Raw genomic sequence first — 25231 nt, forward strand, 5'->3', positions numbered from 1 at the left:
CACCCGCCTGATTCTTCCCTGCGCACTTCGCGCGATTTAGGATATTAATAATGTTTAGCACCTTACGAAAAGAGGGTGTGAAGGACTTCTTCACCTTCGCGTTTATCCCTCTATTTGCGTTTACTACGGTCTTGCTGATCCCATTTATCATGGGTGTAGTCTTGACCTTCACCAACTGGAACGGCTTCACCATTGGTGAGTTTGTTGGTTTCCAGAACTACATCAACGCAGTTACCGATGAGAGCTTTATTCAGATTTTCTCCACCACGCTGAAGTATGTGTTCTTCTGCTTGGTGTTCACCAATGTGATCGGTTTTGGTCTGGCTTTGCTTATTACATCAGGCATCAAAGGTCAGAATGGTCTTCGCTCAGCCTTCTTTATGCCAAACCTGATTGGTGGCATCTTGCTTGGCTTTATCTGGCAGTTCATTTTCAATCGAATCTTTATCACAGTGGGCGACCTGACTGGGTTTGAGCTTCTACTAGACCCTTGGCTATCTGATCCAGACAAAGCGTTCTGGGCCATGGTTATCGTTACTGTGTGGCAGATGTCGGGCTACATGATGCTTATCTATATCGCAGGCATCATGGGGGTTCAGAAATCTTTGCTAGAAGCGGCCAGTATCGATGGTGCAAGCAAGTCTCAGATCCTGCGCTCTATCAAGATCCCTATGATGATGCAGTCGTTCACCATCTGTTTGTTCCTGACCTTGAAGAACGCTTTCATGATGTTTGACGTCAACTTGGCGCTGACTAAAGGCGGGCCTTATCGTTCAACCGAGCTGTTAACCCTAAACATCTACAACGAAGCCTTCTTGTATCAAAACTACGGTACCGCACAGGCCAAGGCCATTATCTTGTTCTTGATTGTGGTGTTAGTGGCCGTGGCTCAGGTTTATTTCACCAAGAAGAGAGAGGTATAGGTGATGAAGCAGAAATCTAACGGCCTGTTTATCGTAACTTTGGTACTGGCACTCATTTATGTGTTCCCGTTCGCCATCTTGATCATCAACTCGCTCAAAACCAAGTTTGAGATCCTGAAAGACCCATTAGCTCTGCCAGCGCAGTTTAACCTAGATAACTTTGCTGAAGCCTTCGTGCGCATGGACTACCTAAATGCAATCAGCAACTCACTGATTGTAACCCTGATGGGGCTAGTGGTTCTGACCATCTTCCCAGCTATGCTGGCCTACTACCTAGAGCGTGAGCCAAGCAAGTTTAAGAGTGTGGTCTTTTATATGCTGGTGGCCTCTATGATTATTCCTTTCCAGGCGGTGATGATTCCGTTTGTAAGCCTGTTCGGCAAGCTAGGTCTAATGAATGGTAAAGGCTCACTGGTCTATTTCTACCTTGGATTTGGTGTGGCGCTATCTACTTTTATGTACCGCAGTTTTATCGCCAAGATCCCGCGTTCGCTGGATGAGTCTGGCGCGATTGAAGGGGCGAGTAAGTTCACCATTTTCTGGAAGATTATCTTCCCTCAGCTCAAACCAATTACCGCCACCATGCTAGTGCTAAACGCGCTGTGGCTTTGGAACGACTATCTGTTGCCATCCTTGGTGCTTTACCAAGACCAGCGCACCTTGCCACTGATGACTTATAGCTTCTTTGGCAAGTACACCAGTGACTACGGTCTGGCTATGGCAGGCCTGGTGTTATCCATTGTTCCAATCATCATCTTCTACCTGATTATGCAGCGCCAAATCGTGAGCGGCATTACCGATGGTGCAGTGAAGTAACGAAACGAATTTTTCAGCGCCTGCATGGCGGGCGCCTTCAATACAGAATTTATAGGTAAAACTATGGCAGCAGTTACCCTAGCGGGAATTGAAAAAGAGTACGACAACGGCTTTAAAGCGGTACACGGTATCGACCTTGATATTAGAGAGGGCGAGTTCATGGTATTCGTTGGTCCATCGGGCTGTGCGAAATCCACCACGCTACGCATGATTGCCGGACTGGAAAGCATTACCGGTGGCGATCTTCGCATTGGTGGTGAGCGCATGAATGATGTGCCATCTAAAGACCGCGGCATCGCTATGGTGTTTCAGGACTACGCACTCTATCCACATATGACAGTATTCGACAACATGTCCTTTGGCCTCAAAGTTGCCAAGCTTCCAAAGAATGAGATCGAAGCGCGCGTGCGCGAAGCGGCGGAGAAATTACAGATCACAGACCTTCTCGACCGTAAGCCCGCAGAGATGTCTGGTGGTCAGCGTCAGCGTGTGGCAGTGGGTCGCGCCATTGTTCGTAAGCCAGATGTATTTTTGTTCGATGAGCCTTTATCCAACCTAGATGCTAAGCTTCGCGTCTCTATGCGTCTTCGCATTACCAACCTGCACAAAGAGCTAAAACAAGCGGGCCAGCCGGCGACCATGATCTATGTCACCCACGATCAGGTGGAGTCTATGACCATGGGCGATCGCATCTGCGTGCTCAACCAAGGGCGCATCATGCAGGTGGATACCCCAATGAATCTCTACAACTTCCCAGCGAATAAGTTTGTGGCAGGCTTTATTGGCTCACCTGCAATGAATCTACTTAAGGCAACCCTAGTGGAAACAGAGCAGGGGCTTTATGTAGAAGTGGGTGAAGAGCAATTTGCGCTACCAAAAGAGAAAGCGGAAAAGCTCAGCTCACATGCCGGCAAAGCCGTGTGGTTTGGTATTCGTCCTGAATATGTGGGCAATGCAGAAACGCATCCAGAGTGCACGCAAAACAGCTTTACTTCAGAGATCCAGTCGTTAGAGCGTATGGGTTTTGAGGAAAACCTTTACTTCGAGCTTGGCGGTCAGGAGTGCAGCGCTCGCGTACCCCATGAAAAAGCAGGGAACAGTGATGTTGGCGAGCAGTATCAATTCTGCATCGACATGATTAAGTGCCATATCTTCGATATGGACAGCGAACTCAACCTTTCTCTGTAGTGGTCACCATGATGAACGAAATTAAACACAACTCAATTCAAGCGCAGGTAGAGGCCTGGATGGAGCAACTGACTGTCTCAGAGAAGTGCTCTTTATTGTCAGGCTCAGGCTTTTGGCATACCCAAAACATCGAGCGTCTCGAGATCCCTAAACTTATGCTGACCGACGGCCCTCATGGCCTGCGTAAGCAAGGCGAGAAAGAGGATCACCTTGGCCAGAATGAAAGCGTGCCAGCGACCTGTTTTCCATCTGAGGCTGGGCTTGCAGCGTCGTGGAACCGGGAGATAGCCAAGGCTCAAGGGCGTGCTATCGGTGTCGAATGTCGCAATGAAGATGTGCATGTGATTCTGGGGCCAGGCCTTAACATAAAACGCTCACCGCTTTGTGGTCGTAATTTTGAGTATCTATCGGAAGATCCTTATCTCTCTTCTCATCTTGGCGCGGCCTATATCGAAGGAGCGCAGTCGGTTGGGGTGGGCACTTCGCCGAAACACTTTGCGTGTAATAACCAAGAGACCAAGCGCCTGACAATCGATACCAAGGTCGATAAACGCACCTTGCATGAGATTTACTTGTCGAGCTTTGAAACCGCAGTTACTAAAGCAAACCCATACACAGTAATGTGCGCCTATAACCAGGTAAATGGCGAATACGGCGCAGAGAACCAATACCTTCTTAATGAGGTGCTTCGTAAGCAGTGGAACTGGGATGGTGTTGTTGTAACCGACTGGGGAGCGACCAATAGCCGCACCCAAGGATTGCTCGCGACCATGGATCTAGAGATGCCATCTTGCGGTGGTGTTAATGATAAGAAAGTGGAAGCAGCGCTAGAGAGTGACCCTGAGCTGCGTGCCCAACTGGATGAGTCTGTAAGACGCATCCTGACCTTGGTCTTGAAAACGACCACAGACCTACCTGAGGTAGAGGGGTTTGATCAAGAAGCGCATCATCAAATAGCTCGCGAGATTGCTCATGAAAGCATGGTGCTATTGAAAAACGAACAGCAAATTCTGCCGCTTAAGCGTGAGGATTCTATCGCTGTATTTGGTGCGTTTGCGGATACCCCTCGTTATCAAGGTGGCGGCAGCTCACATACCAATCCGACCAAGGTTACCAACACACTAGATGCGCTTTGCGGCTATACCAGCAACCTTGAGTTCTTGCAGGGCTTTGGCATCTTCGATGAAGTGTGCGATGAGGCGGCACTAGAGACGGCTAAGCGTATCGCGTTTAGCAAAGACAAAGTGGTCATTTGCGCAGGTCTTCCTGAGCGCTATGAAACCGAAGGCATCGACCGTACCCATTTGAGCCTTCCTGCGGCGCAAATAACCTTCATTGAAGAGATTGCCAAGGTTAATGCCAATATCGTGGTAGTGCTAAATAACGGCGCACCAATCGAGATGCCATTTGTATCAAAGGCCAAAGGAATCCTTGAGGCTTATCTTCCTGGACAAGCAGGCGGAGAGGCAATAGCTGATATCTTGTTTGGTGAGGTTTCACCAAGCGGCAAGCTGGCTGAAACCTTCCCGCTGCAGCTTGAGCACAACCCGAGCTTTGAACACTTCCCGGGTGAAGGCTATGAGGTGTCCTACAAAGAGGGCATCTATGTGGGGTATCGTTTCTATGAGACCAAGCAGCTGCCAGTGCTGTTCCCATTTGGCCATGGCTTAACCTACAGCGAGTTTGAGTACTCAAACCTTACGCTTTCGAGAGCTGAAATCACAGACCAAGAAACGGTTACCGTGACTCTTGATGTGACCAACACAGGTAATCGACGTGCCAAAGAAGTAGTGCAGTTGTATGTGTCGGATAAGCAAACGGACATCTCAAGACCTGAACTGGAGCTAAAAGGCTTTGATAAGCTTGATTTGCAAGCCGGTGAAACCAAGTCAGTGAGCTTTAAGCTAGACAAACGCAGCTTTGCTTTTTATGACGATAAGCTCAGTGACTGGCGCGTGCAGAGCGGTCAGTTTGAGATTCGTATTGGCGCGTCGTGCCAAGATATTCGACTTAACCAAATCCTAACGGTGCGCTCAACGCAAAAGCTGAACTTTAAGGTGCATACTAACTCGACCTTTGGTGAGCTACGCGGACATCCCGCAACTAAGCCATATGCCGATGAGCTTATTGAGTATTTCATTGAGCACTCGGGGATCGACTTTAATCTGGGTGACAACGATGAGAATTTCGCAGAAACGGTGATCTCCTTCTTCCCAATTAAGAATATGGTACTGTTCTGCAAAGAGAAATTCACCGAGCCGGAGCTTGAACAAGCGCTGAGTAAACTGACAGAGCAGGTAAGAATCTACGAGGAGCGTGTGTAATGGGTTGGGGTGATAAAACCATAGATGGCGCGGCTATCGAGCATGAAGAGCGCTACACCAATTTTTGTGAGATCTATGTGGATCCTGAGGTGAAGGGAGACAATCCCTTCATCAACAAACCGCCTGCTAACAAGGAATTGCCAAAGTTCGCTGACATTAAGGCTGAGCTTCCTCAACTATCTTGGGATGCTAACAGTAAAGCCGTTGCGGGTTACTATAAGACTTGGGAGATTGCGTTTGGCAACCTGAGGCAGCCGACCGAGTCGAATGGCTTTGTGAGTAATTTTATCGATACTGCGTTCAACAACCATCTGTTTATGTGGGATAGCGCCTTTATCACCATGTTTGGTAAGTACGCGCATCACTGCTTCGAGTTTATCGGCACCTTAGATAATCTGTATGCCAAGCAGATGATGGATGGTTTTATTGGTCGCGAGCTCTCCATCGAAACTGGTCAAAACCATTTCCATCGTCACGACCCGACCTCAACAGGGCCGAATATTCTGCCTTGGGCGGAGTGGCAACACTATGAGATGAGTGGTGATAAAGAGCGTCTGGCGCAGGTGTTTGTACCTATTTTGGCACTGCATCGCTGGATAGCAGACAATCGCACGTGGAAAGACGGCACCTATTGGGGCTGCGGCTGGTCCTGCGGTATGGACAATCAGCTTCGTGTCGATAAGAAGAAATACGATTTTTCTCACCACAGCCATTCGTCTTGGATTGATGTAACCCTGCATCAATACTTGTCGGCAACCTTGCTACTTAAGATGCAACAAGAGCTCGGTACGGATGAAGACCTTTCAGATATCCAAGCTGAGATCGTCAATCTCAAGAAGGTGGTAAACGAGAAGATGTGGGATGAGTCTCGCCAGTTCTACTTCGATACTCTGCGCGATGATAGCTTCTCTTCGATTAAATCTATTGGCCCTTATTGGGCGCTATTGACGGATATGGTGCCGAAGGAACGTTTACAGTCGTTTATCGCCCATCTTGACGATGAAAGAAGCTTTAAGCGCCCGCACCGTATTCCAACCATGTCGGCGGATTGTGAGCATTACACAGATAATGGCGACTACTGGCGCGGCGGTGTATGGGCTCCGACTAACTATATGGTGCTCAAGGGGCTGGAGAAACACGGCTATCATGATCTAGCATTCGATATTGCCTTGAATCATGTGCAGCATGTAGCCAACATTTTTTTTGAGACGGGCACTATCTGGGAGAACTACTCACCTGAGCTCGGAAGGCAGGGGATTCCGGCCAAGTCTGATTTTGTCGGATGGGGCGGTTTAAGCCTAGTCAGCATTCTTATTGAGTTTGTGTTCGGCATTAAGATGGATGTGCCTAATCGCAGCCTGACAGTTCATCTTAAGCTTGATGATGCATTCTCGTTGAAAGGTCTGAAATTTGGAAACTTGGGCTCGCTTGATATCGATGTGCTTCCTGCCAGCGAGGCGACAGGAGCAGAGAGGGTCAGGATCTCAGCAGATTTTCCGCTAGAAATAGCTATCTACTAGTCGAAAAGGCAGGTGAGTAATCATCTGCCTTTTTACTTGAGAGCCTGTTTAAGGGCAGAGATATAAGCCGGATATTCAGAAATGGTGTTGTGGTTTGCTTTCTTGATGATCACGCTTTGTGCTCGGGAACCAAACTCAGCAACCAGATTGTCACTTCTTTGTCTTGGTATCACTCGGTCATACTCAGCAATGAATATATGGGTTTGAGCTGAGATATTTTGAACCCTGTCGATGGATGCGTAGCGATCTTTGATTAATAGAGAGACAGGAAACATCCAGTATATCTCGCGGGCGACGTTTTCAACGCTATCAAATGGCGTAACCAAGATGAGCGTGTCGATATCCTCATTCGCCGCTACATAAGTGGCAATGCCTGACCCTAGGCTGCGACCCATCACAGAGATGGAATCATGTTCAGGCCTGATGGACGCAATAATACTGAGGGCATCACTGTATAGCGCCTCTTCTGAGGGAGAGCCAGGGTTACCACCATACCCGCGATAGGGAATGAGATAGACAGTGTAGTGGGCAAGCGAGTCTCGAAAGAAAGGAATATTGGCTTCGATATTTTCGACGTTGCCACCGTAATAGACCAGTGCTTTAGATTGCCCCTCATTTAATACCCAACCAGAGAAGGTTTCTTGATCGATATTTATCGCGAAGTTCTTCTCGCCAAAAAGAGTGCTACTTGATTGGGGAAAATAGAGGAATTTTCGCTGCGCAGAATAAAAAGCGATAGCTATGAGTACATAAGCTACCGCTACTGTGATTAAAAAGCTCTTCATTCCCTCTCACTATATTTTCTGCTTGTATCACAAGCTTAGATGAGGGATGGGCTAATTAAGAATTTTGTTCAGCGTTGATTCGAGCGTAGGTGTGCAGAAGCTCGGTTAGGGTATTTACCCAACCAAAAGCGTCGCTCGGAGCATTACTCGCGATCTTTTCCACTTCTTCGCAGTGCGTTTCTAGAGTGATCGCCTGCTCAAGGTTGAATGAGATGGCGTAGAAGTGCCACAGTACAAGACGCGTCATGCGGATACTGTTTTGCTTGGCATTCTCTGAATCATCAAAGGCTTGCTGGATTTCACTTAGAGCGATAGCCGTCATACGCAGGTTGGCATCAAGACGCGCTGACATCATGCGCTCTTCACTGTCTACCTCTTCTTGCTCGAAGGTGAACAGCTCACTCATCACATCTTCAGGGACAACCTTACTGATCATTCTTGCACTGAACTCTTCAAGTTCATGGCGGGGCATAGTTACTAGGCAGTTAAAGGTGTAGTCACGAAGCATAGGTATCGCTCTGGTGGTTAAGTGAAGAACGCATTCTAGTCATTGTGGCTAAATTTACCAGCGATTCTTGCCTTTACAGGTGAAGCTGACCGCTATGATATTTCAGCCCATTCTCCTCGTCTTGTCCGAGCAACACAGGGCCATCAAGATCCACTATCTCGGCGCGAGTCGCCACCGGCAGCGCGGCTTTCATAGCAACCGAGGTGCCAAGCATACATCCCACCATAATAGAAAAGCCAAGCTCACGAGCTTCTTTCTCTAAAAGTAGAGCCTCGGTGAGACCGCCGGTTTTATCCAGCTTTATATTGATCATCTCATAGCGCTCACGCAGCTTGCTAAGCTCTTTACGAGTATGCAGACTTTCGTCGGCGCATAGCGGAATAGGATGCGAGATACTAGACAGCAGCTCATCATTAACGCTCGGCAGGGGCTGCTCGATCATAGCGATGTTATAAGGTAGTAGCTCTTCAAACAGAAATTCTAGATCCAGACCAGACCAAGCCTCGTTGGCATCCAAGATGATCTTGCTGTTAGGGGAGGCACGGCGCACCGCTTTGACGCGCTCAACGATCTGCTCGCCATCAAGTTTCACTTTTAACAGGGTTGCGCCAAGCCGAGCGTATCCTTTTGCTTGCTCTGCCATCGCTTCAGGTTCACCGATAGAGACGGTCATTGCCGTTTCAATTGCGGACTCAATCTCGAAATAAGGACTAGGAAAGGTCTGTTCATCGGTCTTTGCAATAAGATCCCATAGCGCACAGTCTAGGGCATTTCTAGCAGCGCCCGCGGGCATCTGTTGTAGTCTTTGCTTGGCATCGATGGGAGAAAGAGCGCTAAGCTCCTCCGTCCAACTTTGGATCTGCTCAATCACAGACTCGACGCTCTCACCATACCTTGGGTAGGGGGTACATTCTCCAACGCCTTTATATTCCCCATGCTGAATAGTAACGTGCACCGTATGGCAATGAGTACGAGCGCCGCGTGAAATAACAAACGGCGTGGCGAGGGCTATGGAGTGTGGCTTTGCTTGTATATGCATCTTATCTTCCGTGAACTAGAAATTTTCCTTTAAATTGCGAGCAATAGACCCGATTCCGAAGCGAACAGGGTCGGTCACCGGCACGCCATACTGCTCCTGCCAATCAGCGCACAATGTTTGTGCCTCTTCCAGTTCCAATGAAGAGGTATTTAGACAGATCCCTGCGATTTGTGCAGATGGATTAGTGAGTCTTGCAGCACTTAGGTTGACTTCTATGGTAACGCTAATGGATGGCAGCTTACAGTGAGGTAGGTGGCGAATATGAGGGCGACCCACCTCATGACATAGAATTAGGGCATCGGCTTGTGCGCCGTGTAATAGGCCTAGGCTAACACCTGCAAATGATGGGTTAAACAAGGAGCCTTGTCCTTCGATGATGTCCCAATCATGGTCGTTAAAATCAGGGCTGATGGTTTCAACCGCGCCGGAAATAAAGTCGGCCACTACCGCATCGATGGAGATGCCAGAGCCTTCAATCAATATCCCAGTTTGGCCGGTGGCTTTGAATTGGGCGTCCACATTGAGCTCTTTTAGCGCCTTTTCCAGCGCTAAAGCGCTGAACATCTTACCAACCGAGCAGTCAGTGCCTACCGTCAAAACCCGCTTTCCTTGGCGTGGCTTGCCATTACCAACATCGAGCGTTTCATCATAATGGCGAACATCATAAAGTTTGGTTTGACCGGCATCTTCTAGCTTTGCAAGTTCAGGGATATCGGCAAGACGAGAGTGCATGCCTGATGCTATCTCGTAGCCCATTTTAGCAGCTTTAATTAGAGTCTCTTGCCACACTTTAGGGATAACACCGCCAGCGTTTGCCGTACCGATCACCAGTGTTTGCGCACCTTTGGATTTTGCTTGCTCCAAGGAGAGGTCGGATAGGCCTAGAGAGACAGTTTCTGAGGTCAGCCTCAATTGTCCCACGCATGAATCTGGACGCCACAAGGCGATGCCTCTGGCCGTTTTAGCGGCGATTGGGTCGGTAACATCACCTAAGAAGAGTAGATAGGGCTGAGCGATAGACATAAAGAATCCTTTTTAATGGCAAGAGTGAGAAGGAAAACTTTATGTGCTTTTAACCCAGGCGACGAATACTTATATGAAACAAGGGTATAGCCTGATGTTATAGGCTGTCTTGCAACTGCTCTACAAACCAACGAGCTGTAATACTCAAAGGACGATGCTCTGGGTAGAGCAAAGAGACCTCGACTTTAATTGCAGGCGATAAAGGGTAGTTATTAACTCTGTGCTGGTACTGCTCAGCCGTCCAAGGGTCAACTACTGCATAGCCTGCGCCGTTTGCTACTAACTCTGCGGCGGTACTGTAGTTTCTGGCTGTGATTTGAGGGTGAAAATCTGGTGCTATGGTCTGTATTGCTTGCTGCAATTGAATGCCAAGGGGATCGCGATTATCCAAACCGATCAGCGGGGATTTGTCTTTAAGTAAATTCTCTAAACTAACGCTGCTCTGATCTTGATATTGCGTGGGTGTGAGCAGTTTCATTTCACTCTCTAGTAGTGTTTGTTGTACTAAAGGAGAGGGGGCGTTGTTTCCGAAACAGATAGCAAGATCCAGTTGATCTTTAGTTAGTGCATCACACAGTTCGTCCTGATTCCCCGTCGAGATCTCTATGGTGTAATCACTTGCTTTACACGCTTTGGCGACAACCGGAGCGAGCAGGCTGGTGGCCAAGATAGGTGGGGCGCCAATGATTAGGTGCTTTTCACCCGCTTTTATCCTATTGGTAAGGTTTTTAAATTGCCCCAATTGCTGGTATACCTTCTCCGCCTCAGGGGCGAGAAGCAGCGCCTCTTTAGTGGGGATTAAGCGACCCTTTACCCGCTCAAACAGTGGAAATCCAAGTTGGGTTTCTGTGTGGGAGAGTATGCGAGTGACATTGGGCTGTGAGACATGAAGTTGTCTGGCGGCGCCTGACACGGTACCGGCCTTCATTACGCTATAAAAGACTTCCAGTTGTCTCAGGTTCATTTTTACTTGTCCGCATTTTCCCAGTTCTAGTTACGCACTTTAAAACAAATTCAAAATACTTAATAGCTTGTATTTGCTCAATTAAATGCTCTGATTAAGAGGTTGGTTCTTCTGTTGGCCGTCCAATTCTTTCGATAAAAATCTTTTATCGTAAAGATCAAAATATTTCGTTTCACTGTCGGTTGTTAAAGCCTCATAGTCGCGCCCGAAAACGTATCAAATCTCAATTCATTTTAAATTTCCCACGACTGACTAAGAGGTAAAACCCAGTGGAGAACCGTTCTGATTTCGAGGTGAATACCGGCTTTAAAGTCCCTGTTATTGCGCTAACCCTTTATGCTATTGCTTCGGGCTATTTGATGAGCCTGATCCCTCTCATGCTAACTGAGTATGGTATTGGTACGAGCAATGCGAGTTGGCTAGCTAGCATCTTTTATGCAGGGCTTCTGGTGGGAGCGGTGATCATCGAGCCTGCGGTTAAATACCTAGGGCACCGAGTCTCTTTCATTGCGTGTTTGGTTCTCTTTATTGTAACCATAGTGGTGTTGCCTTTAGCGCCACTTGTTTGGGTATGGCTAGTAGCGCGCTTTGTTGCTGGCGTTGCGGTCGCGGGTGTATTCGTTATCGTTGAATCTTGGCTACTGGTCGGCGCTGAGTCTAGCCGTGCTAAACGCTTAGGTCTGTACATGGCATCGCTATATGGCGGTTCGGCGTTGGGTCAACTGGGCATTGGTTTGCTTGGAGTTGAGGGCAGTGCGCCGTTTATTGCTATTTTGAGCATGCTTGTTTCGGCGATCTTGGTTCTTAGCCTGGTGCCAACCACTCAGCCGCATAGTGCTCATTCAGCGACTTTGTCGTTTAAGCAGATCACCAAGCTCAATCATGCGGCCATTATCGGCTGCGTGGTTTCGGGGCTGACTCTGGGCGCTATCTATGGTCTGATGCCAATAGAGCTAACTGCACGTAAGGTATCGCAAACTGACCTGAGCCTTTTGATGGCCTTAGTTATCTTAGGGGGCATGGCGGTGCAAACCCTAGTACCAAAGCTGATTAAGATTGCCGGACGCACGCCACTGATGGGGCTATTTTGCCTACTTGGTTTGTTTGCTGTGGGTTTGGTGATTCTGAGTGATGATCTTGTTGTGCTAGCGATGAGTCTATTTCTGATTGGCATGGCGACTTTTGCCCTGTATCCCATTGCTATCAATCTAGGTTGCGACAAGCTAGATGAAAGCTTCGTGGTGTCAGTAACCCAAGTCATGCTGTTTTGTTACAGCATAGGCTCAGTGAGCGGTCCTATGCTTGCGGATTGGTTTATGAGTGGCAGTCAGGGTCTAATGGCGTATCTGTTTGCAACCTTAATGGCGACCGCTATCTACATGTTTATTGCCAGCATTCGCACCAAAAAGCACTTGGTTGCAGGGGAATAAATAGCAAAAAGGCAGTGAGGATTTTCCCACTGCCTTTTTCAATTAAACGCCTTTTCGATATTGCGCGTTGTTGGTCGGGGCTATCAAAGTCGCTATCTTTGCATCTGTGATGTTTTCTTCATCGAGGAGCGCTTTGAACGAGCCTATGACCTCAGACTTGCTAGCGTTCACCTTGGTCTCAGTCTGTATGTCTCTAAGGTCAATCAGCACATCCGTGATGAGATCGCGGTGATCGCTCAAGATCTCAAGGTTCAGCACATTAAGCTCGCTATACAGACTGTTGTGTGAGCCCGCTTGCTTGTCCACGATATACGGGTTGTCTTTGAGGTTGATTATCGAGGTGTGCTTGCTGCACTTTCTCAAGCAGCCCTTGTTCAACTTAATCTTCTTGCAGCCCTCGGTTTGCTGGAACAGACACTGACGGCTGGTAAGCAGGGTATTTGGGTGATACGCGCTGTAGAAGGTACGCATCCCGATAGGGCGCTTGATGTAGTTAAGCTGCTTTTTGCTAAGCTCATTAGATAAGAAAGCACCTGTTGCTGAATACTCCTCAGACAGACACTTAAGCGCATACGAGTTAGCGGTATTCATCTGGGGACCTGCTACCCACCCTATACCCAAACGACTCGCATGCAGGCCAACACCTGAGTTATTGGTGATAAGCATCGATGGCTGTATCTCTTCGAGAAGCGCCTTTGCTGCCTCAAAGTCATCGCCAATGAGAATTGCAGGGAACCAAGGCTTGAGGTTTGGGTGAGCGTTAAATAGCTCGAGCATATTAGCTAGCTCTGCTTTTAGCCCCATTGGAAGCTGGAAGTAGACATCGATATCTGTGTTGAGTGCCAGAGTTGCATCTTTTGGGTTTGAAATAAGCACAGATAAGCGTTTATCTTCAGCAGGATTGCTAGGCAGTTTTTCAAGCTTGGGCGCATCGATTGCACCTTTAAGGCTGCTACCAGATTCAGAGTTCTCAATCTTCATCTCAGCTATCTTCTGCTCAACGTTCTCTATGATCTCTGTCTTCTTGTCATAAAGGTCACGTTTAACTTGTTTGATCTCATCTAGGCTGGTGCATTTATGCACCTTGGAGAAATGGGTAACCGCATTGTCTCTCGGGTTATCGATGTACATTTCTTTGCCGAAATTACCCTTTAGGAAAGCGTTAGAGAAATCGCGGTTAAATACCGTATACAGCTCAGTGGTGTCGGTAGAAAGAGGTTTATCGTCACACAGCCTGTCTATCTGCTGGCGCCAGTTATCGACAACTGTGTAGACGTAGTGAGGCTTTTTAATTCGTCCTTCTACCTTGAGAGAATATACGCCTGCATCCGCTAGCGCTTGAAGGTCATTAAACGCCGAATTGTCTTTCAGGTTTAGGGGATAGTCAGAGCCCATGGGAGTGGTTTCGTACTGCTCACGACACGGCTGACTGCAGCGACCTCGATTGCCTGACGCACCATTACGCGCTGAACTGATATAACACAAACCAGAGAAACCAATGCAGTAAGAGCCGTGCACGAACACTTCCATAAGCACATTATGTTCATGACCAAATTTGGTTAGAAGCGTAATTTCGTCGATGTTCAGCTCACGAGAAAGGTTGACTCGACTGGCCGTCAGCTGTTTTAGAAACTCGATTTGGCCTGTGTTGTGAGTATTGAGCTGGGTAGAGGCGTGGACATCTAAAGCAGGGAAGTGTCTTTTCAGAAGGTACGCCAAACCTAGGTCTTGAACGATAACGCCGTCGATATCTGTTTGCTCAAGTTGCGCGAGCAGACGCATCACGGCTGGTATTTCGCTTTCAAGGATAAGTACGTTTAGAGTCAGAAAGATCTGGCAGTTATTGGCGTGAGCAAGCTCTAAAACACCCTTGAGGTTATCTAAAGTAAGGTTTGCTGCGCGATTACGAGCGTTAAATCTGTCTAGGCCGCAGTATATGGCATCTGCGCCAGCAGCGATCGCTGCTTTGATAGACTCAACATCACCACCAGGGGCCAATAATTCAAACTGATCTCGTGTCACAAGCAAACCTCACGCAAAAATGAGCGCGTATTCTACGCCTTTACCGTTAAGATTTCCTGTCCCATTTGGAATAAAAACCCTCGTCCTTATGAGTCAGTAGCGGAATTTGCAAACGGATCCATTCGTCATAGCGTACTAAAAAATACTTTTGACACAGATTCATCATTATTAACAGACAGTTATGATTTACTTGGTTATATGATTGTTTATTGGCATTGTGTTTCTCATGACGCTAGAACCCAATGCAATTTATCTCTTAGTTAGTAGAGTTCAATGAAATGTTTGATACGTTCAAAGAGTTTATTAATCCAAGTAAGAATCCAGATTTAACGCCAGCACATGAGTTTCAAAGGCGAAACCTCTCCACGCTGTGGCTACTTGGTAAAACCGGTGCGGGAAAGTCCTCGTTTGTTCAGGCTATGACTGGCTTGAGCTCTGTTGAAGTGGGCAATGGTTTTGAACCCTGCACCATGACCGCTTCCTCTTATGACTTTCCCCAAGATAAGCCCATTTTGCGTTTTCTGGATACCCGTGGTCTCGGTGAAGCGGATTATGACCCCAAGGAAGACATTGAGGCTCTGGGTAATGCTGGTCATGCACTAGTCGTGGTTATGAAGATCGATGAGCCGGAGCAATCGGCGGTCATTGCAGCGCTCAAGCTTATAAAAAAGCAGAAGAAAATTAAGCATTTGATAGTGATTCATACTGCAACGCTTACCTCATTGGAGAAAGATAGGGAGCGCCAAATCACCTTCAACCAAAAGCAAGTAGAGGATGTTTGGGGTAAAGCTGTTGAGCATGTGGCGGTAGATTTTGAAACCCAAGATGGGGAGGTTTACAACTATGATCCGCTTCTCGACACACTTGCCCAGATGTTACCTATTGTTGGAATGATGGTTGAAGACAAGGAGCATACCAGCGTTGAAGAGAAGAACTTCGATAGGCTTGAAAATGAAGTGCTGTGGTATGCGGGCAGCGCATCGGCAAGTGATTTGATTCCGGCAGTGGGCTTGGTTTCTGTGCCAGCTATTCAGGCTAAGATGCTGCACAGTTTGGCCAACCAATATGGGGTTGAGTGGAACACACAGACCTTTAGTGAATTGATTGGCACGTTAGGCAGTAGCTTTGCGGTGCAATATGGCGTGAAACTGGGCACAAGGCAACTGGTGAAACTTATCCCTGGTTATGGTCAGACGGTGGGGGCAGTGGCTGCGGCTGCGATGAGCTTTGGTACTACCTACGGCTTAGGTCGCGCTGCATGTTATTACTTCTACCATAAAAGTAAGGGAGAGAGCGTTTGTGAGCAAGATATGCAAGAGCTCTATCGTAAATCCATGAAGAAGGGTAAGGCGGCATCTGGCTATGACAAGGATTAGAAATCTATTTCGAGTGCTGTTGGAGTTATCCGGTGGCCGCTGGGCGATCGTTGTAATTTCGGCCATCTTCCCCACCTTGATTATGGTTGGCTTTGGCATCGTATTGGCATTCAAATATGGCTACCTTCTGGAGATGTCCATCTTGATTGCGGTCAGTTCACTGTCGGTGAGTATTCCCCTGTTTCTCCTCAGCCAAGTAAAGAACAAGCCAGAGCCGCAATCACTAGAGTCAAACCTTGAAGAGATCAGTGATGATCTTGTGAAGGCTTCTTCGGATTGGTCGCAAAGGGAGTTGGTTATTTGGAATGAAAGCAAACACCTAGCTCGCGCAAAAATTGATGCTGAGGTGGAGTGGAACAATCTTGACCAAGCCGCGCTCGAGGTGCTAGAAGCCGTTGCCAAAAGGTTCAATAAAGAGGCTCTAGAATTTTCGATTCCTGAGGGCCTGAAACTGTTTGAAGAGGTAGGTCGCCGTTATAAACGCGTTATTACCAACCATATCCCAGGGATAGAGTATTTAAAAATCTCCTATATCAAAGCGGGCTATGAAGCCTATGAAAAGTATGGGGAGGTTGGGCAAAAGATCTTGAAAGCCGCTATCTGGGCAAATCGTGCCAGACAAGTGTATACCAACCCGATTAAGGTAGCGGTGGATGTGATCAACGAACAAACTGGCTCGACCATGACTCGGGGCGTTGTGGATGATATGCAGACAACCGCTAAAAAAGCCTTTCTTGATGAGGTGGCTGCGGTTTCGATAGACCTTTACAGCGGTCGCTTTAGCATCGAAGAAGAGAGTGTGACGCAATCGCAAGTGCATCAACAAGATGAGTCGCGCATGGCGGCCGAGTTAGAGCCAATTCGTATCGTCGTGGTCGGACAAACCAGTTCGGGAAAATCCTCAATAATTAACGAGCTTAAACAGGAGCTCGTTGCTGAAGTAGATGTGTTGCCGTCTACCGACAGTGCGACGGTTTATGAAACTGTAGTTGGTGAAGATCTTGTTCGAGTGGTGGATCTGCAGGGGCTAGATGGAGAGCCTAAAACCGAACAGCGCATGCTCGACGAAATGACGCAAGCCGATGTGATTCTGTGGGTGCTTAAAGCCAATCAGTCCGCTCGTGAGTTGGATAAAAAACTCAAACAGAAGTTTGACCAATACTATATGGATGAGAAAAACATCTCTCGTAAGCAACCTAAAGTCATTCTGGTGGTGAATCAGGTCGACATGCTTAAACCGATCCATGAATGGCAGCCACCTTATGATTTGAACAAGCCTACTACTGGCAAAGGAAAAATCATCAGTCAGGCTATCGACTACAACCGAAAGCTGATGGAAGCCGATGTTTGTTTGCCGCTTTCAATCTCATCAGATAAAGAGCGTTTTGGTGTTGATATCTTGCAGCAAACTCTACTCGAGAGCATTACCGATGCCAGCAATGTGCAAAGGAACCGACAGCGACTAGAAGCAAGGATGAAAGGAAAGTCTATGAAAGAGCAAGTTGGACGAGCGGTTAAAGTGGGTAAGAAGGTTGCGCCAGATGCAATCAAGGCTGCGGCGCCACATGTGGCAGGAATGGCAGCAAAGAAAATCATAAAATAGCTTTATTGAGAAAGTCAGAATTGGATGGGATATGGGTATGTCGATTCGTTTGTTGTTAAACGGAAAGAAAGCGGGACAAGAGGATGTACGAGCTGCAGTTTATTCTCTGCGAGAGCAGGGCGTTGATCTTGAAGTAAGACCAACTTGGGAAGGCGGTGATATTGAGCGATTGGTTCTCGAGGCGCAGGCAGAGGGTATAAAACGCATCATCGCTGGTGGAGGTGATGGCACAGTGAATGAGGTAGTAAGTGCGCTGTTAAAGCACAACCTCAATCATATCGAGCTTGCTGTTTTGCCATTAGGAACGGCGAATGACTTCGCCAGCGCGTGTGAGATTCCTACAGAGCCATTGGCTGCGCTCGAGCTTGCCTGTAAGGAAAATCCATATTGGGTAGACGCTGGCAGTGCAAACGATTCGTACTTTATCAATATCGCAACAGCTGGTTTCGGCGCTCAAGTTACAGCAACAACACCGGTTGCATTGAAGAACTTCCTTGGAGGCGGTGCTTACACTCTATCAGGATTGGTTCAAGCCATTAATTTTGAGCCGTTTGCAGGTGTGGTGGTTGCCGATGATCAGCAGAAGTTTGCCAATGTGGTGGTAGGCGCATTGTGTAACGGTCGCACCGCGGGTGGTGGTCAGCCTTTAGCTCCAGATGCGTATATCGATGATGGCCTGTTAGAAGCCTTTACCATAGAAGACTTTACCGCTGCGGATATTCCAAAAGTGATTGAGGATATAAAGTCCAACATCGATACCCAGTTTGTGCATCGCCGCAGTGTTAAAAGAGTAGAGTGGCGCTCAGATGTGCATATGCCTATCAATCTAGATGGTGAACCACTCTCTGCATCGAATGTGGTCATTGAGGTGATGCCAAGGGCAATTAAACTGGTACTTCCTGACAATACGCCTGTGCTTAAGCATAGAGAGATAGCCTCTTAAAAAAACTCTCTTTATGAATGGGGTCTCGTCTACAAGACCTAGCTTTCAATTCGGCGTCTTATTGCACCTAAAAACCCGTCTTCAAATTATTAAAAAGATCGCAATATGCGGTCTTTTTTACCTTACCTATCTAATTGTCTAATACTTCCTCATTGTATTTATCGCTGACGAATCATCAAACTTGAAAACCAAGACATAGCAAAAAACTATCACCTAGGGAGGGGGATAAAAAGAGAGAAACAGCATGAATATAAGAAAGGCATCACTCGGCAAACAGATAAAGGCAATAGCTGCTTTGCAACTAGCTGTATTGATGGCAGCGTGTTCCAGTACAGAGCCAACATTAGAGAACAACTGTAGCACGCAAGGGGTACAGGAAAGTATTGATGAAGCCAATGCCCTTGGTGCTCTTTCACTATTGAATGCCCTAGCGGGAGGTAACCAATACTCTGGCTTATCGTCTCATGCGAGAAACTCAGAGCAACAAGCCGAAATCATCAAAATTCAGGCTGAGCTATGTGAGCAGAAGAAAGCAGAAAAAGGCTTGGAGTAAACAATGCGTAGATTACTCTTGATTACTGTCATCATTGCTTTGGTTGGATGTGTGACAACTTCCTATAGTCATGAGACTGAGCAACAAGTCAGTAAAGCTCCAACGAAATATAAAGACACATTTCGAGAAAAGATCTTAGGTACCTTGCTCATCGATGGCTTAATGAAGTAGGAGTGATGTACTGTGTATCGGTACACGGGGAAAGAGAGTTGAAAGCCCAGAAACAACAAAGCCTCCGCAAGGGAGGCTTTATCTAAATTTGGTGGGTCCGGGCGAACTCGAATCGCCGACCCCTACCATGTCAAGGTAGTACTCTAACCAACTGAGCTACGGACCCAAATTTTCAAGCGTTGAGAGCATGTCTCGTTGCTTGAGTTGTAATATATTCGGGCGAACTGCTTCTTGCAACAGGAAAATAGAACTTCTGTGACCGTTTGATGGGTAAATGTTCAAATCGTTTAATTTGCGCACCAATTTTGCTAACGGCTTGATACAAGGCAAGTTATTTTCTTAATACTGGATATGATTGGTGGAGGTGCCATCCACATACCAGTTTGCTCCAGAGACAAAACTTGCCGCAGGGCTAGAGATGAAGGTGACCACGCGTGCGACTTCTTCTGGCTTCGCCAAGCGTCCCAGAGGGTTTCTTTGAATCACTTGTTTAAAATCTTGTGGATTCTCGCGTTTGAATTTGCCCCAGAAAGCATCTTCAACATAAGTGTCGCCAGGAGAGACGGTATTCACTCTTATCGTTGAGGCGTAGGTCAGTGACAGCGATTTCATATAGTGAGCCATTGCTGCTTTACCGGCACCATAAGCATTTGCACCTGCAATGGTAACACTGCTGGCTTTCGAGCCTATATAAGTAATGGCAGCACTTCGTGAATGAAGCAGTTTGGGAATAACGAGCTCGATACTCTTTTGAGTGCCTAAGATGTCGGTTTCTACCATTTCTGACCAATCATCGGAGATGGGGCTTACATTAGCGACGAAGATATCGATTTTAGGAATCGAATCTATCCAGCGGTTAAAAGCGTCAGTATCCAAAATATCAACCGATTGACCTTGTACCTTTTCTCCAAATGAGCTGCACATCTTGTCGATTCGCTGTTGGTTTCGAGCACAAAACCATACATTGGCACCCTCTTGTGCGAACGTTCTTACTATTTCGGCTCCGATCCCATTTGAACCACCGGTAATTACCACGTTTTTGTTTGCAAGGTTAAGTTCCATTTCGTTCCCTTTGTCTTTTGCTCTGGAGCGTCAATGGTATTCAAAAAGAATGGGTCTGATTGAATACAAACTAAGGTTTAGGAATCGAGCGATTGAGTGAATTATGAAACCTGTTGATTTTTAATGGTATTTTGCCATCCTGATATAGGGTTTACCAAAATGGACTTGCAATGCCTAGCAATACAGAATCACTGAACCTTATCCGCCTAGAGGATATGCGTTTTTTTGTATCCCTTTTGAAACAGATAGATAAAGGGGCGTACGACCTTTTACGAGAAGCGACCATTCCTAATGATATTGCAGGGCAGGTGAGCTATGACTATCTTCCTGAATCCGCGCTAAAGAATGTCTTCGAACTTCTGGCAAAACATTTCACGATGGCTGAACTTGGCATCATCTTTTGGCGAGGTATCCGTGAGCAATACATCCCATCCGTTGTTTCTCAACTGCCTGAGAGCGAGAATGTTGTGGAGGCTGTTCAGAATCTATCAGAGCTACTAAAGGTAATCTCACCTAACTCTAATGTTTACTCCATAGAGATAGGTGGTAGTTTTTGGATTGCCCGCGAAAAATCTGAGCAACACGCACTTTGGTTTAAGTATGCGGAACTGTTTTCCATCCTATTCATGGTGGAGTTTGTTCGAAGCCTTACCGATATGAAATGGATGCCGAATCAAATCTCGATTGTGAGTGAGGATGTCGAGATTTATCACTCTTTACCAACCCTGAATGGCATTACCTTTATCCAAGAGCGCTCTGTCACTGGAATTAAACTCTCTGATGATGTGGCTAAAACTAAGCCCGTGATTAAGTACAGGCGCAAGAGGGCCTTGATCCAAGCCGAGGCTATCAAGTTTAAGCAGATGGATTTTGTTTCTCTGCTAAAGCTCGCCATTGCGCCTTATCTTTCAGGGGGAAAACTGCCGATAAAGCTGGCCGCTGAGATCCTTCGAATCAATGTTCGAACATTGCAACGTCGCTTGGGGAAAGAGGGGGTGATTTACAAAGAACTGGTTGATGACATGACTTTCGAGATAATTGAAAAAGAGCTGCTTTCAAGCAAGGAGACAATTACCTTCATAGCTAGCAAATACGGATATTCTGATGCTGCGCACTTCACTCGAGCATTTAAGCGACGTTATAACATAACGCCTGGAAACTTTCGTAATAAAAACAGATAGTTATATTTTTTATAATCTACAGTTTAATTTTCCTACATTTTCTTTTTAAGTGTCATCAAATGGCAATCTTGTCATTTTGCTTTTCTATAAAATCTTTCCTAAGTTATTGAGGTTAAGTAATTGTTTCTGTTGGTTTCATTTTTGTTGTCAATGAAAGCGATGCGATAAAAGCTCAATACGTACGCTGATAGATGGAATTGTTGTTTTATCACGGATTTGAGTAAACCAGTTCACCTCATTGAGGCTTTATAGGTAAGCAAACATGAAAAAAGCATTGAAATTGTCTGCAGTTGCTTTATCGATGACAGCTGCGTTCTCAGCAAACGCTGCTACAACCATCTTTAAGAATGTAGATATCTTTAACGGTACAGAAGAAAAGCTGTATGAAGATCATCACGTAATGGTTGTTGATAACAAGATCGCTCAAATCTCATCGAAAGAGATCAAGGCTGAAGGCGATGCAGTGGTTATCGACGGTGAAGGCAAGACCCTAATGCCTGGTCTAATCGACGGCCATGCGCACGTTATGATCAACTACAACTTTGGTGATATTGAACACAATAAAGATATTACCGACATTTCAATTAACTCCATCACGGTTGCAGAGCGCTTCCTTGATGATGGCTTTACCACAGTGCGTGATATGGGTGGTCCAGCGTTTGGTCTGATGCGTGAGATTGAAGCAGGCAATGTAAAAGGCCCACGTATCTATCCATCTGGTGGTTTTATCTCTCAAACCTCAGGTCACGGTGACTTCCGAGACCGTGCTGATGCTGGCTTCTCTACGGCACAGCAAGGCGACATATCTAACTTCGAGCGTATGGGCATTGGTAATGTAGCTGATGGCGTGCCTGAAGTGCTGCGTGCTACTCGTCTAAACCTTCGTAACGGTGCATCTCAGATTAAGATCATGGCTGGTGGCGGTGGTTCATCTCGCTTTGACCCAATCGATACCACTCAATACTCAGTAGAGGAAACCTGTGCCATCGTAGAAGCTGCCAAAGATTGGAACACCTATGTTGCAGCGCACACCTTCAACGATCGCTCGGTTAATCGTCTTCTGGACTGTGGTGTTAAAACCTTTGAGCACGGTTTTTTCATCAATGATGACACTATGAAGCGTATCTCGAAAGAAGGCGGATATGTAGTTCCTCAGATGTGGGGGCTATCTCCAGACCTAGCTAAGAACCCGCTAATGCCGAAAGAGAAACTGCCTATGGTAGCGGTACTTCAAGAGAAGTATGGCGATTATGGACAGCGCCTTCTTGAGAACGATGTAAAAGTGGTGTTTGCATCGGATTATGTGGGAGCTAACTCGGATGCAGAGCGTGCGCGTCGATATGAGATCTGGTGGCGTACTCAGGCATTTGGAAGCAACTTCGAGGTACTTAAGCAGATGACTTCAACTGCCGGTGAGATGCTGGCGATGTCTGGTCCTCGCGGTACGGCCAAAGGCAAGCTAGGCGTTATCGAAAAAGATGCAATTGCGGACATTCTGCTGGTTGATGGTAACCCACTTGAAGATATGTCAATTATTGGTGCAACGGATAAGTGGTTCGACGCTGATCCTGAGTACAAGAAAATCGATACTATTAAGCTAGTAATGAAAGACGGTAAAATCTACCGTAACGAAATGTAACTCATTGTTATAATTAAACTTTATATAAGATATATAGGCAGAGCACTTGCTCTGCCTTCATTTTCCATGAGGTAGTCTGATGAAACTTTGGAAACGATTCATGCTGGGAAGCGCGCTTTTATTTTCGCTAGGGACAACGGTTAACGCCCAAGAGATGAAGCCCACTTACTGGCAAGATCTCGTTCCCCAAGTTGAGCGAGTGGCAGACCCATTTGCCGCATTGGATTCTAATCAACTGTATGACTTGGGCACCATTGCCCGCTACGAAGCGTCTCTGAATGAGCCGGGCTTTAAGCCATCTGAGGAAGCGAAAAAGAACATCGCTGAGATTCGGGCGAATCTTAAGAAGCAAGGTATCGATGTTGATCACTTATTCTCAATGAGAGAGCAGATCAAACAGCAACGTATGGCGTCGGCCACTCAACCGAACAAAGCGATTCTTGATAAGAAACACCGCATCCCTGGTTTTATTACTCCAGTTGAGATGGAAGGAACCAAGGTGACTAAGTTCTTCTTAGTGCCAACTGCCGGTGCGTGTATCCATACACCGCCACCACCGCCAAACCAGATCGTACTAGTTGACTATCCCGAAGGTATTGAATTGGTAAGCCTTGCAACGCCTGTGTGGGTTGAGGGTGAACTCTTTAACCAAGCGGTTAAACAAGACGTTAACTATAGCGATGGTGCGAGTAACGTTGAAGCGGTCTATCAAATCAATGCGGATCTTGTAGAAAACTACGAAATGTAATTAAACAGTATTGCGTATTGTCGTCAGTTGGCTATTTTCACTAGTCAACTGACAGTAAAGTATCGACAAATTTCCAGACTATGAAGGTTTCAGAATGGCTCTGACAGCTAAGTTTTCAAAAATCTCTACCGGTATTATTCTTGCGCTATCTTCAACGCTTGCAATGGCGGGAGGAGCAAACTTTGAAGGCCCAGACTCGGTTGAAAACACCATTGCAGCTCAGAAAGCTGACCAAAAAGATTGGCGTGAAAATCTAGCGGACAAAGGGTTTACCTTTGGTGCGGATTATTTTGCTTTGGGTTTAACAAGTGCGAATGGTTCAACTGGTGACAGTGCTTCTTCTGCGTCTGGCGTAGCTCGTATCTATGGTCAATGGAACTTAGTTGGTAAAGAGTCGGGTAATACCGGTGGTCTAGTTTGGAAGATTGAACATCGTCATGCATACACTGACAATGCACCTAAAGACTATTCAGGTATTACATTCCAAGCTCAAGACAACATTGGTTATGTTGGTATGATTGCTCCAGCATTCAGTGACCAAGGCTTTCGGGTAACGGACTTGAACTGGAAGCAAAAAATCAATGGTGGTCGAGGTACTATTCAATTTGGTTGGCAAGATGTGACCAACTACGTTGACACTTACGCGCTAGCAAGTCCTTGGACAGGCTTCACCAACCTAGCATTCTCTACTGGTTCTGGTGCTATGGGGCTACCTGATGATGGTATCCTAGCTCTGTCTGGTGGTCACATGATTGGTGACAACTTCTATGTTGTAGCGGGTATTGCCGATGCCAAAGGTAAGTCTGACGATATCTTTGACGGTTTTGATACTGCATTTGGTAGCGACGCAGCTTACTTCACAACTTTAGAGTTGGGTTGGACAGCCTCACAAGATCAAATATATACAGAAAACTTCCACGTGACGTTCTGGCATATGGATGAAGGTTCTCGTCATAGCCTTTCTTCAACCGTATTGGATGATGGAACTGTGATTGGTGGTGACTCAGGTCAAGGTATTAATTTTTCATATAGCACCTTTGTCACTTCACAAATCATGCCGTTTATTCGTGGTGGTTTCTCAGAGGGTGATGTTGCTCTGTACGACAAGTCTATCTCTGTCGGTTTCGGGTACTTTGGACTGGGAGCACCCAAGAACAACTTAGGTTTTGCTGTGAACTGGTCAGAAACGAACAGTGATACCTTGCAGTCATTCGCTGATGATGACCAAGTGACAGCAGAGCTGTATTACAACATGCAGTTTGGTGATCATTTCCAGCTAACACCTGATGTACAGTTTATCCATAATCCAGCTATGTCTTTAGAAGACACAGCCCTAGTATTCGGTGTACGTGGTCGCGTGTTCTTCTAACTCCACTACACAAAACAAAAGAGCGGGTATATCCCGCTCTTTTT

At 46.6% G+C, this 25231-nt stretch carries 21 protein-coding genes and 1 tRNA gene; 14 read left to right on the forward strand and 8 right to left on the reverse strand.

From position 1 onward, the window contains the following. Nucleotides 1–50: 50 nt before the first annotated feature. The 5 genes from Pcarn_RS06310 (at nt 51) to Pcarn_RS06330 (ending at nt 6771) form a co-directional block, all read left to right on the forward strand. Entirely contained in the window at nt 51–923 is an 873-nt protein-coding gene (locus Pcarn_RS06310) for a carbohydrate ABC transporter permease (protein ID WP_261835535.1), read from the forward strand. 3 nt (nt 924–926) lie between these two features. Further along, nucleotides 927–1739, forward strand: coding sequence for a carbohydrate ABC transporter permease (locus Pcarn_RS06315; protein ID WP_261835536.1), 813 nt, complete (start codon nt 927–929; stop codon nt 1737–1739). Nucleotides 1740–1802: 63 nt separating this feature from the next. Next, nucleotides 1803–2927, forward strand: coding sequence for an ABC transporter ATP-binding protein (locus Pcarn_RS06320; protein ID WP_261835537.1), 1125 nt, complete (start codon nt 1803–1805; stop codon nt 2925–2927). A gap of 8 nt (nt 2928–2935) precedes the next feature. Then, the gene (locus tag Pcarn_RS06325; protein WP_261835538.1) at nt 2936–5251 is read left to right on the forward strand and encodes a beta-glucosidase; all 2316 of its coding nucleotides are present in this window, start codon (nt 2936–2938) and stop codon (nt 5249–5251) included. Then, on the forward strand, nt 5251–6771 hold the full coding sequence (locus Pcarn_RS06330; protein ID WP_261835539.1) for an MGH1-like glycoside hydrolase domain-containing protein: 1521 nt from the start codon (nt 5251–5253) through the stop codon (nt 6769–6771). Before Pcarn_RS06325 ends, Pcarn_RS06330 begins: the two co-directional genes overlap by 1 nt. A 32-nt stretch (nt 6772–6803) precedes the next feature. Here Pcarn_RS06330 and Pcarn_RS06335 read toward each other — a convergent pair whose 3' ends face one another. The 5 genes from Pcarn_RS06335 to Pcarn_RS06355 all read right to left on the reverse strand — a co-directional run bounded on the left by Pcarn_RS06335 (nt 6804) and on the right by Pcarn_RS06355 (nt 11090). After that, the gene (locus Pcarn_RS06335; RefSeq protein WP_261835540.1) at nt 6804–7556 is read right to left on the reverse strand and encodes an alpha/beta hydrolase; all 753 of its coding nucleotides are present in this window, start codon (nt 7554–7556) and stop codon (nt 6804–6806) included. Nucleotides 7557–7611: 55 nt separating this feature from the next. Next, nucleotides 7612–8064, reverse strand: a complete 453-nt coding sequence (locus tag Pcarn_RS06340) for an exoribonuclease R (RefSeq protein WP_261835541.1) — start codon at nt 8062–8064, stop codon at nt 7612–7614. Between the two features lie 73 nt (nt 8065–8137). Beyond that, nucleotides 8138–9103 (reverse strand): N-acetyl-D-Glu racemase DgcA, encoded by a 966-nt coding sequence (dgcA, locus tag Pcarn_RS06345; RefSeq protein WP_261835542.1) that lies wholly within the window; start codon nt 9101–9103, stop codon nt 8138–8140. 15 nt (nt 9104–9118) lie between these two features. Further along, nucleotides 9119–10126 (reverse strand): N-acetyltransferase DgcN, encoded by a 1008-nt coding sequence (dgcN, locus tag Pcarn_RS06350; protein WP_261835543.1) that lies wholly within the window; start codon nt 10124–10126, stop codon nt 9119–9121. 97 nt (nt 10127–10223) lie between these two features. Further along, complete coding sequence (locus Pcarn_RS06355) at nt 10224–11090, reverse strand: LysR family transcriptional regulator (RefSeq protein WP_261835544.1); 867 nt, start codon at nt 11088–11090, stop codon at nt 10224–10226. 269 nt (nt 11091–11359) lie between these two features. On the opposite strand from Pcarn_RS06355, the gene Pcarn_RS06360 reads away from it, so the two are divergent. Further along, on the forward strand, nt 11360–12520 hold the full coding sequence (locus Pcarn_RS06360) for an MFS transporter (protein ID WP_261835545.1): 1161 nt from the start codon (nt 11360–11362) through the stop codon (nt 12518–12520). 42 nt (nt 12521–12562) lie between these two features. Here the strand turns inward: Pcarn_RS06360 and Pcarn_RS06365 are convergent, their stop codons facing one another. Further along, nucleotides 12563–14542, reverse strand: coding sequence for a peptidase U32 family protein (locus tag Pcarn_RS06365; RefSeq protein ID WP_261835546.1), 1980 nt, complete (start codon nt 14540–14542; stop codon nt 12563–12565). A gap of 278 nt (nt 14543–14820) precedes the next feature. On the opposite strand from Pcarn_RS06365, the gene Pcarn_RS06370 reads away from it, so the two are divergent. The 4 genes from Pcarn_RS06370 to Pcarn_RS06385 all read left to right on the forward strand — a co-directional run bounded on the left by Pcarn_RS06370 (nt 14821) and on the right by Pcarn_RS06385 (nt 19017). Next, nucleotides 14821–15918 (forward strand): YcjF family protein, encoded by a 1098-nt coding sequence (locus Pcarn_RS06370; RefSeq protein ID WP_261835547.1) that lies wholly within the window; start codon nt 14821–14823, stop codon nt 15916–15918. After that, nucleotides 15905–17521, forward strand: a complete 1617-nt coding sequence (locus Pcarn_RS06375) for a GTPase family protein (RefSeq protein WP_261835548.1) — start codon at nt 15905–15907, stop codon at nt 17519–17521. The genes Pcarn_RS06370 and Pcarn_RS06375 overlap by 14 nt, the downstream gene beginning before the upstream one ends. 37 nt (nt 17522–17558) lie before the next feature. Further along, entirely contained in the window at nt 17559–18464 is a 906-nt protein-coding gene (gene yegS / locus Pcarn_RS06380) for a lipid kinase YegS (protein ID WP_261835549.1), read from the forward strand. 244 nt (nt 18465–18708) lie between these two features. Then, complete coding sequence (locus Pcarn_RS06385) at nt 18709–19017, forward strand: hypothetical protein (RefSeq protein WP_261835550.1); 309 nt, start codon at nt 18709–18711, stop codon at nt 19015–19017. Between the two features lie 260 nt (nt 19018–19277). On the opposite strand, the gene Pcarn_RS06390 is transcribed toward Pcarn_RS06385, so the two are convergent. Then, nucleotides 19278–19354: transfer RNA gene (locus tag Pcarn_RS06390), tRNA-Val, on the reverse strand. A gap of 173 nt (nt 19355–19527) precedes the next feature. Beyond that, nucleotides 19528–20250: an SDR family NAD(P)-dependent oxidoreductase gene (locus Pcarn_RS06395; protein ID WP_261835551.1), complete on the reverse strand. Its 723-nt coding sequence runs from the start codon at nt 20248–20250 to the stop codon at nt 19528–19530. 170 nt (nt 20251–20420) lie between these two features. Here Pcarn_RS06395 and Pcarn_RS06400 point away from each other — a divergent pair, with 170 nt between their 5' ends. The 4 genes from Pcarn_RS06400 to Pcarn_RS06415 all read left to right on the forward strand — a co-directional run bounded on the left by Pcarn_RS06400 (nt 20421) and on the right by Pcarn_RS06415 (nt 25187). After that, complete coding sequence (locus tag Pcarn_RS06400; RefSeq protein ID WP_261835552.1) at nt 20421–21431, forward strand: helix-turn-helix domain-containing protein; 1011 nt, start codon at nt 20421–20423, stop codon at nt 21429–21431. Between the two features lie 262 nt (nt 21432–21693). Beyond that, a complete protein-coding gene (locus tag Pcarn_RS06405; RefSeq protein ID WP_261835553.1) occupies nt 21694–23070 on the forward strand; it encodes a metal-dependent hydrolase family protein in 1377 nt (458 codons plus the stop codon). Nucleotides 23071–23149: 79 nt separating this feature from the next. Beyond that, a complete protein-coding gene (locus Pcarn_RS06410) occupies nt 23150–23818 on the forward strand; it encodes a DUF3299 domain-containing protein (protein WP_261835554.1) in 669 nt (222 codons plus the stop codon). Nucleotides 23819–23912: 94 nt separating this feature from the next. Beyond that, on the forward strand, nt 23913–25187 hold the full coding sequence (locus tag Pcarn_RS06415; protein ID WP_261835555.1) for a carbohydrate porin: 1275 nt from the start codon (nt 23913–23915) through the stop codon (nt 25185–25187). Nucleotides 25188–25231: the final 44 nt, after the last annotated feature.

Origin of the sequence: Vibrio ishigakensis (assembly GCF_024347675.1) — a bacterium.
Lineage (GTDB): Bacteria > Pseudomonadota > Gammaproteobacteria > Enterobacterales > Vibrionaceae > Vibrio > Vibrio ishigakensis.

What these genes read in the sequence shown, in the direction of transcription:
- Pcarn_RS06340 (WP_261835541.1), bottom strand. Translation starts at nt 8,064, where the DNA reads ATGCTTCGTGACTACACCTTTAACTGCCTAGTAACTATGCCCCGCCAT.
- Pcarn_RS06355 (WP_261835544.1), bottom strand. Translation starts at nt 11,090, where the DNA reads ATGAACCTGAGACAACTGGAAGTCTTTTATAGCGTAATGAAGGCCGGT.
- Pcarn_RS06415 (WP_261835555.1), top strand. Translation starts at nt 23,913, where the DNA reads ATGGCTCTGACAGCTAAGTTTTCAAAAATCTCTACCGGTATTATTCTT.
- Pcarn_RS06410 (WP_261835554.1), top strand. Translation starts at nt 23,150, where the DNA reads ATGAAACTTTGGAAACGATTCATGCTGGGAAGCGCGCTTTTATTTTCG.
- Pcarn_RS06395 (WP_261835551.1), bottom strand. Translation starts at nt 20,250, where the DNA reads ATGGAACTTAACCTTGCAAACAAAAACGTGGTAATTACCGGTGGTTCA.
- Pcarn_RS06320 (WP_261835537.1), top strand. Translation starts at nt 1,803, where the DNA reads ATGGCAGCAGTTACCCTAGCGGGAATTGAAAAAGAGTACGACAACGGC.
- Pcarn_RS06325 (WP_261835538.1), top strand. Translation starts at nt 2,936, where the DNA reads ATGATGAACGAAATTAAACACAACTCAATTCAAGCGCAGGTAGAGGCC.
- dgcA (WP_261835542.1), bottom strand. Translation starts at nt 9,103, where the DNA reads ATGCATATACAAGCAAAGCCACACTCCATAGCCCTCGCCACGCCGTTT.
- Pcarn_RS06400 (WP_261835552.1), top strand. Translation starts at nt 20,421, where the DNA reads ATGCCTAGCAATACAGAATCACTGAACCTTATCCGCCTAGAGGATATG.
- Pcarn_RS06375 (WP_261835548.1), top strand. Translation starts at nt 15,905, where the DNA reads ATGACAAGGATTAGAAATCTATTTCGAGTGCTGTTGGAGTTATCCGGT.
- Pcarn_RS06330 (WP_261835539.1), top strand. Translation starts at nt 5,251, where the DNA reads ATGGGTTGGGGTGATAAAACCATAGATGGCGCGGCTATCGAGCATGAA.
- Pcarn_RS06315 (WP_261835536.1), top strand. Translation starts at nt 927, where the DNA reads ATGAAGCAGAAATCTAACGGCCTGTTTATCGTAACTTTGGTACTGGCA.
- dgcN (WP_261835543.1), bottom strand. Translation starts at nt 10,126, where the DNA reads ATGTCTATCGCTCAGCCCTATCTACTCTTCTTAGGTGATGTTACCGAC.
- Pcarn_RS06370 (WP_261835547.1), top strand. Translation starts at nt 14,821, where the DNA reads ATGTTTGATACGTTCAAAGAGTTTATTAATCCAAGTAAGAATCCAGAT.
- Pcarn_RS06335 (WP_261835540.1), bottom strand. Translation starts at nt 7,556, where the DNA reads ATGAAGAGCTTTTTAATCACAGTAGCGGTAGCTTATGTACTCATAGCT.
- Pcarn_RS06310 (WP_261835535.1), top strand. Translation starts at nt 51, where the DNA reads ATGTTTAGCACCTTACGAAAAGAGGGTGTGAAGGACTTCTTCACCTTC.
- Pcarn_RS06385 (WP_261835550.1), top strand. Translation starts at nt 18,709, where the DNA reads ATGAATATAAGAAAGGCATCACTCGGCAAACAGATAAAGGCAATAGCT.
- yegS (WP_261835549.1), top strand. Translation starts at nt 17,559, where the DNA reads ATGTCGATTCGTTTGTTGTTAAACGGAAAGAAAGCGGGACAAGAGGAT.
- Pcarn_RS06405 (WP_261835553.1), top strand. Translation starts at nt 21,694, where the DNA reads ATGAAAAAAGCATTGAAATTGTCTGCAGTTGCTTTATCGATGACAGCT.